Raw genomic sequence first — 15044 nt, forward strand, 5'->3', positions numbered from 1 at the left:
CCTTTTTGTATTGAGAAAGTCTTTTTCAACTTAATAAAGCGTTTACACTAAATCTTACATTTGTTACGATTTAATCACCCCCAGCTCCCTTGTATAGACTTCGTGATGTCTGATCATTTTATCTAGACGTTTCACACGTCTAGATTCATTTTGATTTATTGGCGTATGCCTTTAAATATATCTTTTATTTTGAAAGGAGAAATGGCTATGAGGTCTCAAAAATTCACACTGCTATTACTATCCCTACTACTTTTCTTACCTCTTTTTCTCACAAATTTTATTACTCCAAATCTCGCATTAGCAGATTCACCAAAGCAAAGTCAAAAAATTGTTGGGTACTTTCCTTCGTGGGGCGTTTACGGACGTAATTATCAAGTTGCTGACATTGATGCATCAAAGCTTACTCACCTTAACTATGCTTTCGCGGATATTTGTTGGAATGGAAAACATGGAAACCCTTCTACTCATCCTGATAATCCAAATAAACAAACGTGGAACTGTAAAGAATCTGGTGTACCATTGCAAAATAAAGAGGTTCCTAATGGTACTCTCGTACTCGGTGAACCATGGGCTGATGTTACCAAATCGTATCCTGGCTCAGGGACAACTTGGGAAGATTGCGATAAATATGCCCGTTGCGGAAATTTCGGGGAACTAAAACGATTAAAAGCTAAATATCCTCACTTAAAAACAATTATTTCCGTTGGTGGCTGGACTTGGTCTAACCGCTTTTCTGATATGGCCGCTGATGAAAAAACAAGAAAAGTATTTGCTGAATCTACAGTAGCTTTTCTTCGCGCATATGGGTTTGATGGCGTAGATTTAGACTGGGAATATCCGGGCGTTGAAACGATTCCTGGTGGTAGTTATCGTCCTGAAGATAAACAAAATTTCACTCTCCTTCTTCAAGATGTCCGAAATGCTTTGAATAAAGCAGGTGCTGAAGATGGCAAACAATATTTACTAACAATCGCTTCAGGCGCAAGCCAACGCTACGCTGATCATACAGAGCTAAAGAAAATTTCTCAAATACTCGATTGGATTAATATTATGACATATGATTTCCACGGCGGATGGGAAGCTACTTCTAATCATAATGCAGCTCTATATAAGGATCCAAATGACCCAGCAGCAAATACGAATTTTTACGTAGATGGTGCTATAAATGTTTATACAAATGAAGGTGTTCCAGTCGATAAACTAGTATTAGGCGTACCCTTTTACGGACGTGGCTGGAAAAGTTGTGGCAAAGAAAATAACGGACAATATCAACCTTGCAAACCAGGTAGTGATGGGAAACTTGCTTCTAAAGGTACTTGGGATGATTATTCTACCGGTGACACAGGTGTGTATGATTACGGTGATTTAGCAGCCAATTACGTTAATAAAAATGGTTTTGTACGCTACTGGAATGACACAGCTAAAGTACCTTATTTATATAATGCAACTACAGGCACATTTATTAGCTACGATGACAATGAATCTATGAAATACAAAACAGACTATATAAAGACGAAAGGTTTAAGTGGAGCAATGTTTTGGGAACTAAGCGGAGATTGCCGTACAAGTCCAAAATATAGTTGCAGTGGTCCAAAATTACTTGATACGCTAGTAAAAGAATTACTTGGTGGACCTATTAGTCAAAAAGATACTGAGCCACCAACGAATGTTAAAAACGTTGTAGTTACGAATAAAAATTCAAACTCAGTTCAATTAAACTGGACTGCATCTACTGATAACGTAGGAGTTATGGAATATGAAATTACTGCTGGAGAAGAGAAATGGAGTACAACAACAAACAGCATTACAATTAAAAACTTAAAACCTAATACGGAATACACATTTTCAATAATTTCCAAAGATGCTGCTGGAAATAAATCACAACCTACCGCTCTTACTGTCAAAACGGATGAAGCTAATACGACACCTCCTGATGGAAATGGTACTGCTACATTTTCAGTCACTTCGAATTGGGGCAGCGGTTATAACTTCTCGATTATAATCAAAAATAATGGAACGACTCCTATTAAAAATTGGAAATTAGAATTTGATTATAGCGGTAATTTAACACAAGTTTGGGATTCTAAAATTAGTAGTAAAACAAATAATCATTATGTAATTACGAACGCAGGATGGAATGGTGAAATTCCTCCTGGTGGATCTATTACAATTGGCGGTGCAGGAACAGGTAATCCTGCCGAACTTTTAAATACCGTCATTAGCGAAAACTAGACGTAATATCCATTAATTAATTCACTAAAGTTTGAATTTAGGTTTGAGCAATACCTCCTAAATTCAAACTTTTAATTTTACGAAAAATCAAAAATATCATAATAACCTATTATGATTATATTTAATTTCTAATATGAAGTTTATATGAAGTTCATTTGAATTTTACATGAATTTCCTTTAATTTCTATTGTCTTCCTATAATATCCATATTATCCTTTACATAAAGGAATTATTTTCATTCCATTTTGAACTATCTATATATATAAAGAAAGATAGTCACCTGTTAGGGAAAGGCTTTCGTATTATAAATATAACAAAAGAAAAAGCACGCTTATAAGCGCACCATAAGAGTGCTTCTTCATACAATTCTCATGTAAGAGTTCTCGAAAATCATGTTAATCACAAAGAAAAGGCATTAGCTCCTAAAAGCTAATGCCTTTTCTTTATTCATATTGTTCAGTATTCCAATCTTCTATATTCCATACTTTTGTTATCCACGATTCATAGAAAGAAGGTTCATGTGAGACAATTAAAACCGTTCCTTTGTATTGTTGTAACGCTTCCTGTAAAGCCATCTTAGTTTCTACATCCAAATGATTAGTCGGTTCGTCTAAAATTAAAACATTGCTTTTCGTTACGATAAGTTCACATAAACGCACTTTCGTTTGCTCTCCACCGCTTAATAAACGAATAGGTTTTAATACGTGTTCTTCTTTCAATCCACACTTCGCTAATGCTTGGCGCGCTTCTTTCTTTGTCATATCTGGTCGTTCTGCCCAAACTTTCTCTAACGGTGTTATTTCTGAAGCAAACTCTTCCTGTGCAAAATAAGCAGGATTTACTCGTTCCCCAACAAAAATTGAACCGCTTAGCGGCTTTATTTGACCTAATAACGTCTTTAACATTGTCGTTTTTCCAATACCGTTATGACCAACAACAGCTATCTTTTCTCCTTTTTTCACTTGTAAATTCAAGTCTGGAAATAACGGCTCACTATAACCCACTCTTAGTTTCTCAGCCTGTAATATACGACTTACTGGTTCATTATAAACAGTAAAAGCAAAACGGGACCGAGGTATATTATTAACCTTTTCAACCCTTTGCATTTTCTCCAATACTTTCTCTCGACTTTTTGCCTGTTTTGCTTTTCGAATCTTATTTTTTTGAATAAATGTTTCTAACTGAGCAATTTCTTTTTGTTGTTTCACATACGCCGATTGTAATTGTTTCCTTTGTACTTGGTAACTTTGTAAAAACTTTTCATAATCCCCTACATATCGCTTAACTTTTCGTTCTTCTAGATGGTAAATGACATTCGTAATATTGTTCAAAAATACTTCATCATGCGAAATGATAATATAAGCTTTTTCGTACAGCTTCAAGTACGATTGCAACCATTCTATATGTGCTGTATCTAAATAGTTCGTTGGTTCATCTAGCAATAAAACATCAGCTTTTTCTAGAAGAAGCTTTCCTAGTAATAACTTTGTCCGCTGTCCTCCACTTAACTTTGAAACATCCTTTTCCAATCCTATTTCAAACAGCCCTAAACCAATTGCCACTTCTTCAATTTCTGTATGAATTTGATAGAAATTAGAGTTTTCCAATATAGTTTGTAACTCTCCATACCTTACTAACAATTTTTCTACTTCTACTGCTTCAGCCATCTCTTCTGCAATTTTTAACATTTCGTATTCAATCGCATACAAGTTAGAAAATGCACTTTGCAAGTATCCTTCAATTGTTATTCCTTCTTGTAAATCTATATGCTGCTGCAAAAATCCAACCTTCACATGTGGAAACCATTCAATGTTCCCATCATCATGTATAAGTTCTCCTGTTAAAATTCTTAGCAGTGTTGATTTTCCAATCCCATTTTTCCCTACTAACCCAACATGCTCCCCCTTTAATAATCGAAAGCACGCATTATATAAGATGGTTTTCTCACCATACGAATGACTTAAATTTTCTACTATTAATATACTCATTTTTTTCTCTCCTTTACTTATCGTCCATAAGCTAAATAGAGAGACCAACAGTATGAAGCCTTATTTAATTATGCATATAAAAATGGGTAAGGTGAATACACCTTACCCATTACATATTATCGTAAAAAAGGATTAAGGTTCTTTACCTGCTGTCTTCAATTTAGCTTAATCTTAAAAAATGGGCAGACTTCTCCCATATCAAGCTAAAACCATTTGAAGAACAGTTGATAAAGTCATTTTATCCTTTCACTCCTTTAACATTTGTTATATTAAGAGTATAAACTACTCTGTTATATTCTATTCTCTATTTTCCCTTTTGTTCCTTCTCCATCTTTTCATATTCTAAAAAAAGCCTCTTAACAGTAATTATACTAAAAACTGTTAAAAGGCTTTTTCTATTTTTTCATATAAGGAGCTAACACACTTAAAATCTCTTCTTTATCCTTTTTTAATTCGAGTGATGTTAACATATCCATCGTTCTCGGCCTAGGTAATTTCACTTGTACCTCGCCAACTATTGACGCTGGTCTTTGAGATAAAATAAATACGCGATCTGAAAGCAAGATTGCCTCATCTAAGTCATGTGTCACCATAACGATTGTTTGCTTTTCTTGATGCCAAGAGTTTAAAAGCCAGCTATGTACTTCCATTTTTGTAAATGCATCTAATTTACCAAAAGGCTCATCCAGCAGCATAATTGGCTTTTCACATAAATATGTGCGCAGAAAACTAATTCTTTGACGCATACCACCAGATAATTCATCTGGATAATGGTCTGCATATTCATCTAGTTGGAACTGCTTTAATGCTTCCATTCCTTCTGTCAGCCTTTGTTTTTTCGGCTTTCCTTCAATTTCTAACGGAAGAACGATATTTTGCAAAGCTGATCGCCACGGTAGTAATAAATCTTGTTGTGGCATATAACTAACAACATCTTGCTCTTGTACTTGCTTATCGTTATACGTTACGTTCCCGCTTGTTGGTTTTTCAACATTTGCAATCATGTTTAATAATGTGCTTTTCCCGCAACCACTCGGTCCTACAAAGGAAACAAACTCTCCCTCTTGTATAGAGGCACTAATATTCTCTAATACATTCTTTCCGTCAAAAGATTTCACTATATTTTTTATTTGTAATCCGCTCATTTTTCACTTGGAAGGAATTCATTTGTAAAAGCATCTTTTACATCGATTTTCTTTTTAATAACTTTGTTGTCATATAAGAAATTCATGTAATTCGTCCAAATTTCTTCCTTCTGTACTCCCCATGCTTTAGCATCATCTTGATACTTCGTACTTAACCATTTTTGGCTTTCTTGAACTAAATCTTTATTTACATCTGGAACAGCTTTAATTAAAATATCAGCAGCCTCTTTCGGTTCCTTAATTGCAAAATTATAACCTTCTGTCGTTGCACTCATAAACTTTTTCACAAAGTCTTTATCTTGCTTCGTATGTTTTTCACTCGTAATAATAACAGGACTATAGAAATCAAGCGCTGGATCTAAGTCCTTCACCATAATCGTATTTAACTCTTTTCCTTGGCGCTTCGCTTCAATACCATCCCAACCGTAATAAATCCATTCGAAATCTGCATCACGACCGATTGATTTAAAGAAATCTGTTTGTCCTAAGATGATTTTTTCAACTTTATTAAAATCAGCTTGATGTTTATCCATAATCGTCTTTAATGTCGCTTCTTCCGCTGGTCCTCCCCAGCCGCCGTAACGTTTACCTTCAAAATCTTTCGGTGACGTCATATTATCTTTCTTAAGCGATGCAAACGCTGAAGTGTTATGCTGAATAATCGCTCCTACAGATACAACAGGAATTCCTTCCACACGAGCTAACGTTACATTTTCTTGTGCGCTTATTGCGAAGTCTGCTTTTCCTGATGCTATCATTTGCTCTGCTGTTACATTGTCACCTGGTTGAATAATTTCTACATCTAATCCTTGCTTTTTGTAATAATCTTTCGTTTGCGCTACATACAAGCCAGTATGATTCGTATTTGGAAACCAATCTAATACTACTTTTACTTTTTGATCTTTACTTGCACTTTCTTCTTTCTTCGCCGGATTACATCCAGCCACACCTACCGCTACTAAGGCAGCTAACATAACTTTCAAACCTTTTTTCATTTTCTGCCGTCCTTTCTATATATCCATGGTGCTGTTATTCTTGCCATAAACTCTACGATAAAATACAGGCATAATGTCACCATAACGATGATTGCTGCAACACCAAATACTCGGGCAGTCAAAAAGGATTTTGTAGCCCTCGTAAGCATAACGCCTAATCCTTCACTTGCACCGAGCCATTCTCCGATAATTGCCCCCATTACGCTATATGTAACTGCAATTTTTAAACCTGAGAAAAAGTATGGAAGCACTGCTGGAAATTTTACTTTCTGGTAAACTTGCCATTTTGTCGCCTTCATTGTTTGTAACAGTTTCAACATGTTTTTATCTACTGTTTGAAAACCTTCTAAAATACTAAGCGCAATTGGGAAGAAACAAACGAGTATTACGACCATTACTTTCGGCAACATCCCATATCCAAACCAAATAATAAATAGCGGTGCAAGTACAACAATTGGAATTGTTTGCGAAATAACGAGCAATGGATTTATTAAAATACGAAATAACGGTATAACGTCCATAATAATTGCGATGCTCGTCCCCAATAAAATTGCAAAGAATAGTCCAATTATAACTTCCTGCAGTGTTTGCATCGTATTTGGTAATAGTAAATCTTTCATCCCAATTAATTCTTGAACAATGGCAGAAGGCTTTGGTAAAATCCACGGTTCGATTTTAAATAATGAAACAGATCCTTCCCATATCGCAATGAGAAGGATAAGCCAAATAGTTGTAATAAGTTTAGATTGCTTCTGGTTTTGCATATTCATCACGGTACTTCCAAACCTTTTCATCTATCGTTACACCAGTGCTTGGACGATAATGGATTTTAATAGAAGTAATCACTTCTTCTGCTCCAGCATCGACGCAAGCTTGTTGCGCACGTTTAACGACATCAAGAAGTACATCTAATTCTCCTTCCAAAGTTGTTTCCATTGCCCCTACTTCATAACGAACTCCCGATTGTTGCACAACTTCAATTGCTTTATCGACAACAGAATATACATCTTTCGTTTTTGCTTGTGGTACTACTGAAAATGACATTGTAACTTGTTGTGACATAATAAAATCCCCCTTATAAAAATAAATTTCAAAAATAAGAAAAGGCTTTCCTACTGCGTAGGAAAGCCTTGTATGCAAGTTATTACAGAATAACATATGCTACATCACTTTAAGTAACTCCCTACGCTGGCATTATCCAGATCAGGTTGAGGGTCGATGTTTACTTACATCCTCTCAGCCAATTGGCTCCCCGGTCCTTAATTCGTTTTCATTGTAGCATGATTTATTTTATTGAACAAACAAAAGCATGCATAATCATTTCATTATTTTTGGAAAATAACCAACTTTTTCACCATGAGCTAATAACTGCTGAATAAATTCTTTATTAATTGCTGGTACTATCAATTCTTTTTTCTTAATCCATTTATTCGTTCTACGCGTACCCATTACAATTTCAGATTGCTGCGCTCCATCTCCTGCAACTTGAGAAGCAATTAACTCTGCTATTACTTCATTTCCCTTCGCTAATGCAAGTCCGGTATTTACATATTCTGAAAGTGGAACCATTTCAAGATTGTATCCACACTCTCCAATTAGCTGTATAAATTGTTCAAACTCAATTTGATGTGGATGACAAATATGTAACGTCTCTCCTATAATTTGCGCATCTTGCAAATACGATACAATTGATTTACTAGCAAAATCAATTGGTGTGAAATCAACTTTCCACTTCACATTTGGTGCTTTCCCAATTAATAGCATTGTTTTAATAAGACGATAAAATGCGTTTCCTTCAATATTTTGTTGGAACGAACCTGTTTCTGAATGACATGCTAAATTACCTGCACGATAAATATTTCCACGCAAACCATTTTTCATTGCTTCACGAACAATGTTTTCCGCTTGTAGTTTACTATTTGAATATACATTCTCTAAGTCTACACTGTAATTAAAATCACCAGTTTTCATGTATGTATCCCATTGATCTACCGCTAATTCTAACGGGATACCAATTGTAGAAATAAAATGGAATGTAGCACCTTTCTCCGCTAATGTTAGCATACGGCTAGTTCCTTGGACATTTATATTTTCAAATTGTTTTACATCTCCAAAATGTCTTACATCTGCACCGCAATGAATTATCGTATCCATCTTAGAACTGATGAACATAAATTCTTCTTCGCTCATCCCAAGATACTCTTCTCCCAGATCACCAGCTACGGCCTGTATACGCTGTAACCATTCTTCACATATATCATTAAAGTAGCCTGTTAATGTATCTATAATTCTTTGCTGCACATCTTTAGTTGGTCTTACTAAACAATAAATAGTAGCAGATGTATCTCTCAACAATTCATATAATATGTGTGATCCTAAATAACCAGTAGCTCCTGTTAAAAAGACATTTGAAATCTGGTTTTCTTCCAAAACGTTTGCATACGTGATAGTATCTGGTTCGTGAATCACTTTATATTCACGAAATACTTCTTCTTTCTCTACTTTTACTTCTCGCTCAATTCGAGCTAACCCATATATCGTTCTTTCTTTAAAGAAATCTTGAATTGTTAAATGTGAGAAATCTTCTTTTAACAATGTTAAGACTCGTAATACTTTTAATGAATGTCCACCAATTGTAAAGAAATCATCATGCACTCCAACTTTTGAAATTCCTAATACTTCCGCCCAGGCGTTCGCTATTTGTTTTTCTGCTTTATTAGAAGGTGCAACATATTCTTGTAGCCGAACCGGTTCATACTTTTCTTCTAACTGAGCTAACTTCTTAACATCAATTTTTTTATTAGGTGTAAGTGGTAATTCATTAATATAAATTAGTTTAGATGGTACCATATAATCTGGTAATTGCTCTTGTAACTGATAAACTAATTCTGGTATTTCTTTTTTATTTAAAGTTGTATAGAACGCGATTAAATATTGGCTACCTTCCTTACTCTTCTTAGCAAAAACAGCATTTTCTTTTATATTATGATTTTGAGAAATTTTACTTTGGATTTCGCCTAGTTCAATACGATGTCCTCTAATTTTTACTTGATCATCTTTCCGATGTAAAAACTCTATATTTCCATCCTCTAGCAACTTAACGATATCACCTGTTTTATATATATTAACTATAGGATTAAAAGGGTTCGGAATAAAAGCTTCAATTGTTTTATTAGGCTTATTAAAATACCCTTTTGCTAATCCCACTGAATCTATATATAATTCACCAGGTACACCAATTGGACAAAGATTCATATTCTCATCCAAAATCATAACTTGATAATTAGCACATGGTTTACCAATGGGAATACTCGCAACATCCTCATTTAACTGACTAGGTATTTTATAGGTTGTCGTCACTACAGTACATTCTGTCGGTCCGTATACATTATGAATTTCAACATTTGTACCTATTCTTTCTCTCCACAATTTAATAACCTCTACAGGCAACATTTCACCGCCAATCGCAATTCTTTTTAGGGAAGCTAGCTTATATATATCTTCTTCTGCTAAATAAGTTGCTACTTGTCGAACAAAAATTGTTGCTAATGCCAAGATTGAAGTTGCTTTCACTTTATAGATTGCATTTGCAAATGCTTCTACAGACAATCGCTCTTCCTCTAATAGTACATATAAGTTTCCTCCACAGAATAAAGAAGCAAATGACTCCCATACAGAAGCATCGAAACTAAAGGAAGGAAATTGGGCAAATACATCCTCTTCTGTCAATTCATATTGCTTTTTCATCCAAGTATACAGATTAACAACGCCTCTATGAGCTAACATCGTTCCCTTTGGATTCCCTGTTGAACCAGATGTATAAATCATATAAGCTACATCATCACAATGAATAGACAACTTTACATCTGTATCTTCATAAGTTTCACTATCATACATTGAAACTGTTTGAGCCCCATCACATGTTATAGGCGTCTCTTTCATCAATATAACTTTCGCTTGGCTATCTTGAATAATGTACTGTATTCTACTTTCCGGATAATCTGGATCAATCGGAACATACGCTGCACCAGCTTTTAATATAGCTACCATACTTACTACTGTGTCTATGCTACGTTTCATAAATATTCCAACATAGTCTCCTAATTGGACGCCGTTTTTAATTAACATATGAGCTATTTGATTACTTTTTTTATTTAGCTCCTCATAAGTTAAAGTACCTTCCCTTGAAGATAAAGCTATACGATTTGGAAATTGAGTAACAGTATTATAGAACATATCGACGATACTTTTCTCAGGATATACTGCTGTCGTATCATTCACTTGACTATAAAGTGCCATCTCGGCCTCTGTAATAACATTAAAATTATTTATATGATTATTATTATTTTGTGATTTATTAATTAAAACACCTTGTATTTGTTGTGCATAACGAGTAATTGTTGTCTCTTTCCAATTAACACTATTAAATATTATTTCTACACTTTGCATATTTTTACTAAATACAAATTGTAATGTATTCGTGTCTTTTAGCTCATAATATGTTTCACCAATAATAATAGGTGACATTTCATATAACGTATTACCGTTTTGAAACTCTTCTATTTCTTCCTCATTCATTTCTTTAATTTGCTCCAGTTGCTCTTCAATTTGTAAATTTAAACTTTCATAGGAGAGAAAATTAGAAACTTCAATAGTAATCGGAAATAAATTTCCTCTTACATGATAAAGCACGACAATATGTTTTTCTTTAGAAATATGATATAACCACGTTGCAGTCGCTCCTATTAAATCTACAATGTGAGTCAAATTTGAAAACAGTTCCGTTTTCCTTTTTATCCTAAGTTCTGTTCCTTGCACATCTTTAGGTATTTTAATACTTCCTTCTACTTTTCCTAAAAATTCTTTTACCATCTCACTATAAGAAATTTCTAATTTCATATTTATGTAAATTCCTCTCTTAAATATAATAAAGGTGTGAAAATTCACACCTTTTTTATCCCTTATTAAAGGGCAGATTCGTTCAATTCATAATCAGTAGCGGAGATACGCCCTTGATTAGAATTGAACTTTCTCCTTATTCGCTTTTAAACTCACCAATAAGCTCTTGTAATTCCTGAGAGAGCCAACTTAAAGAAGTCGCTAATTCTGCAATATCTTGTACTGATATTTCTTGCTCTTTCATGCTTTCTTCAACATTACTACTGCTGTTGGCATAAGTATTTGCAATATGTGATAATTCATTTACGACTTGAACAATATTCTGGCTATTTTGTAAAATATCACTCGAATTACCAGAAACAGCTTTTACTTGATCTGTAACAGATTGCGCTGATTTGGAGATTTTTTCAAAGAAATCTCCGCTACTTTGAACAAGCGAAATTCCAGTTTCTACTTCTTTTGAACCTTTTTGCATGGAAACTACAGCATCTTCTGTCTCAGCTTGTGTTTCACCAATTAATTTCGCTATATCTTTAGCAGACGCTTCCGTCTGTTCTGCTAATTTTCGTACTTCATCAGCAACAACTGCAAATCCTCTTCCAGCTGCTCCAGCACGTGAAGCCTCGATAGAAGCATTTAAAGCTAATAAATTTGTTTGATTTGAAATGCCTGTAATTACAGTTACGATATCACTAATTTCTTTTGACCTTGTTTCTAACGAATAAATGATGGAAGATAAATCTTGTACTGCATTTTGGATTAAACTCATTTGATTAATAATTTGTCCAATCACTTCATTACCTTCAATTGAATGTTGTTCCATACCTTCAGAAGCAACCGCAACTTGTTTTGCAGCCCCAGTTATTTCTTCTACCTTATCTTCCATTCCATGTACAATTCCTAAACATTGTTGTACTGAAGTTTTTTGAGACTGTGCCCCTACTCTTAAACCTTCAATAGAACTTGCAATCTCTTGAACTGCCATGCTGTTTTCCTCTGTACTCGCCGACAATTCTTGTGAAGAAGAAGAAACTTGCTCAGCAGTTTGCCTTACTTTATCTATAATCCCTTTAAATTTTTCAATCGTGTTATTGAAATAAACATTAATAATTCCAATATCATCTGGTCTTTCTTTTAATTTAATACTTAAGTCACCTTCACCAATTTTACGTAACCCTTCTCGTAAATCTTTTAATGGAGCTAACGAGTGACGCACGATAAAGAATTGAGTAATAGTCGCAATTGCTAATGAAATAATGATAAAGAGTAAGCCCTGTATCATAAACTTCTCTTTTGTAATAGGAACAATGGAAGCATCTAAGTCAGCCGCAACAATTGCAACAATATTGTTTTCTCCATCTGTAATTGGTTCTAATATTGTCACCCACGAACCTATTTCATCTTCATATACTTCTGTCATTTGAGCCTTTTTCGTATCAATCACTTTATCGTATGCCTTCATCCAATGAGCGGGTTGTTCATAATAATCTCCCGGCTTTATAGGAAACGCATTTGTTAACTCTGTAGTCAAACCAACGAGTTGTAATTCTCGCTTTTCATTCGGCTTTGCTCCTGTAACATACGTTTGTCCAACGCTTTTCAATTCTTTTGACACTTCATCTAATTTCTCTGTTAACTTTTCTTTTTTCACTTTTTCGGCTGTAGGATCTTTCGCCATGTCTCTAACTAATTCTACATCCAGTTTTTTCAATACTATTTCTCCTGTTTCAATAGACTGCCTTTCAAATAAAGACATCATACTATTTTGAAACATATTGAAACTTAATGCACCCATACTTCCAACAAGTGTCAAAATAACTAATACGGTTAATAAGACGTTCTTTTGAAGGAACGATAACTTATGCCAATATTTTTTCATTAATATCCACCTTCCTTAATCAACACAAACAAAAAAACAAAATATATGGATATTTTGTTTGAAAATGTTTCTCAATATGTTCGAGAATAAAAAAAAGCCAATGTAAAAGCATTGGCCAAGACCAACCCTATCCGTCCGGTAACTGGCTAGCGTAGCCTTTCGACCTTAGCTCCTGTAGTTTTGCGTCCTCATGTTTCCATCAGTTTGCCTTTCTCGCTGAACGAGTTGAACGATATGGGAGTTCTATGAGAATTAATTTATTCTCTTTCAAAGATTACAACATATAAATCAAAATGTCTACTTATTTAGAGATATAAATACAAATTTTTAATGCATTGCTTTTTCAAAATAATTTCAAAAAGTACGTGAATGTTACTTTTTTTGTGTTATATAATAAAAAATGTATAAATAACAAGGATTTCTTCGGGTATTTATTTAATTTTCATTCAAATTAAACTATTCGAATATATCTTAACTAATGAATTTCGGAGGTAGTTTATCATGTTTTGGCTACAATTTCTTACCTTGTTACTCTGTATTTTTATTGGTGCACGCCTAGGCGGAGTTGGTTTAGGAGTAATGGGTGGAGTTGGTATGGCAATACTCGTTTTTGTCTTCCACCTACAACCAACCGCGCCTCCTATCGATGTAATGCTTATGATTTTGGCAGTAATTACAGCTGCTGGTGCTTTACAAGCTGCTGGAGGAATGGACTATCTTGTTCATCTAGCTGAAAAGGCATTACGAAAAAATCCAAAGCGTATTACTTTTTTTGCTCCAATTGTTACTTATTTATTCACACTATGTGCAGGTACTGGTCACGTTGCCTATTCTGTACTTCCTGTTATTGCAGAAGTCTCTCGTGAATCAGGGATTAGACCGGAACGCCCAATGTCGATTGCCGTAATCGCTTCTCAACAAGCAATTACAGCTAGTCCAATTTCAGCTGCCACAGTTGCTCTTTTAGCAATGTTAGCTGACTATAAAATCACTTTATTAGATATTTTAAAAGTGAGTATTCCTTCCACTTTCATTGCTTGTATGTTAGCAGCATTCGTTGCTAGTAAGATGGGAAAAGAATTAAATGAAGACCCTGAATACTTAAAACGATTAAAAGAAGGAATGATTCCTAAGCTTGAAGAGAAAAAAGAATTTGTAGGTGTAAAGGGCGCAAAATTATCAGTTATCCTTTTCCTTGTAGGAACCTTCCTTGTTGTACTTCTTGGTTCATTTGAAGCACTTCGTCCAGGATGGATAGTTGATGGGAAGTTAGCCCGTCTTTCCATGCCGAATACAATTGAGATGGTTATGTTAACTATCGCGGCTCTTATTATTATTTTCTGTAAACCAAATGTAGAAAGCATTGTGTCTGGTAACGTCTTTAAAGCGGGGGCAACAGCAGTTGTTGCTATTTTCGGTATCGCTTGGATGGGAGATACTTTCTTTAATGGAAACTTAAATATGATTCAAGGATCCATTCAGCATTTAGTAACAAGTGCACCTTGGCTATTTGCCATCGCACTATTCATTCTATCTATTTTACTGTACAGCCAAGCAGCAACTGTTCGTGCCTTAATGCCACTTGGACTATCTCTTGGCATTCCACCAGCGCTACTGATTGCGATGTTCCCTGCAGTAAATGGATATTTCTTCATTCCAAACTATGGAACAATCGTTGCTGCCATTAACTTTGATCGTACTGGTACAACAGGTATCGGTAAATACGTATTAAATCATAGTTTTATGATTCCTGGCCTAATTGCAACATTTACTTCTATCGGAATTGGAATGCTCTTAATTTCAATTATGTTTTAAAGAAAAAGCACAAACCTTTATTTAAAAAGGTTTGTGCTTTTTTAATCAAATGTTTGTTTAAATTTTGGGGCAGTCTATTTCTCCATGTAGC

9 protein-coding genes and 2 riboswitches are annotated in these 15044 nt (G+C 34.6%); of the genes, 2 read left to right on the forward strand and 7 right to left on the reverse strand.

From position 1 onward, the window contains the following. The first annotated feature begins 207 nt into the window (after nucleotides 1–207). Nucleotides 208–2232 carry a glycosyl hydrolase family 18 protein gene (locus ACTFP3_RS24220; protein ID WP_242285504.1) on the forward strand — a complete coding sequence of 675 codons (2025 nt, stop codon included), beginning with the start codon at nucleotides 208–210 and terminating at the stop codon, nucleotides 2230–2232. A gap of 443 nt (nucleotides 2233–2675) precedes the next feature. Here ACTFP3_RS24220 and ACTFP3_RS24225 read toward each other — a convergent pair whose 3' ends face one another. The 7 genes from ACTFP3_RS24225 to ACTFP3_RS24255 all read right to left on the reverse strand — a co-directional run bounded on the left by ACTFP3_RS24225 (nucleotide 2676) and on the right by ACTFP3_RS24255 (nucleotide 13138). Beyond that, nucleotides 2676–4220: an ABC-F family ATP-binding cassette domain-containing protein gene (locus ACTFP3_RS24225; RefSeq protein WP_242285507.1), complete on the reverse strand. Its 1545-nt coding sequence runs from the start codon at nucleotides 4218–4220 to the stop codon at nucleotides 2676–2678. Between the two features lie 395 nt (nucleotides 4221–4615). Further along, entirely contained in the window at nucleotides 4616–5365 is a 750-nt protein-coding gene (locus ACTFP3_RS24230; RefSeq protein WP_000016088.1) for an ABC transporter ATP-binding protein, read from the reverse strand. Then, entirely contained in the window at nucleotides 5362–6360 is a 999-nt protein-coding gene (locus tag ACTFP3_RS24235) for an ABC transporter substrate-binding protein (protein WP_000715573.1), read from the reverse strand. Before ACTFP3_RS24235 ends, ACTFP3_RS24230 begins: the two co-directional genes overlap by 4 nt. Further along, the gene (locus tag ACTFP3_RS24240) at nucleotides 6357–7130 is read right to left on the reverse strand and encodes an ABC transporter permease (RefSeq protein ID WP_001057166.1); all 774 of its coding nucleotides are present in this window, start codon (nucleotides 7128–7130) and stop codon (nucleotides 6357–6359) included. Before ACTFP3_RS24240 ends, ACTFP3_RS24235 begins: the two co-directional genes overlap by 4 nt. Next, complete coding sequence (locus tag ACTFP3_RS24245; RefSeq protein WP_000082906.1) at nucleotides 7102–7422, reverse strand: MTH1187 family thiamine-binding protein; 321 nt, start codon at nucleotides 7420–7422, stop codon at nucleotides 7102–7104. Before ACTFP3_RS24245 ends, ACTFP3_RS24240 begins: the two co-directional genes overlap by 29 nt. Before the next feature lie 101 nt (nucleotides 7423–7523). Next, a riboswitch (TPP riboswitch) is annotated at nucleotides 7524–7625 on the reverse strand. A gap of 52 nt (nucleotides 7626–7677) precedes the next feature. After that, nucleotides 7678–11259 (reverse strand): non-ribosomal peptide synthetase family protein, encoded by a 3582-nt coding sequence (locus tag ACTFP3_RS24250; RefSeq protein ID WP_440011451.1) that lies wholly within the window; start codon nucleotides 11257–11259, stop codon nucleotides 7678–7680. Between the two features lie 136 nt (nucleotides 11260–11395). Further along, nucleotides 11396–13138, reverse strand: coding sequence for a methyl-accepting chemotaxis protein (locus ACTFP3_RS24255; protein ID WP_000761084.1), 1743 nt, complete (start codon nucleotides 13136–13138; stop codon nucleotides 11396–11398). Nucleotides 13139–13272: 134 nt separating this feature from the next. Beyond that, a riboswitch (cyclic di-GMP riboswitch) is annotated at nucleotides 13273–13357 on the reverse strand. 282 nt (nucleotides 13358–13639) lie between these two features. On the opposite strand from ACTFP3_RS24255, the gene ACTFP3_RS24260 reads away from it, so the two are divergent. Next, nucleotides 13640–14953, forward strand: a complete 1314-nt coding sequence (locus ACTFP3_RS24260; protein ID WP_000498704.1) for an anaerobic C4-dicarboxylate transporter family protein — start codon at nucleotides 13640–13642, stop codon at nucleotides 14951–14953. Nucleotides 14954–15044 lie beyond the last annotated feature (91 nt).

Source organism: Bacillus cereus group sp. MYBK5-2 (assembly GCF_051915685.1).
Classification (GTDB): Bacteria; Bacillota; Bacilli; order Bacillales; family Bacillaceae_G; genus Bacillus_A; species Bacillus_A cereus.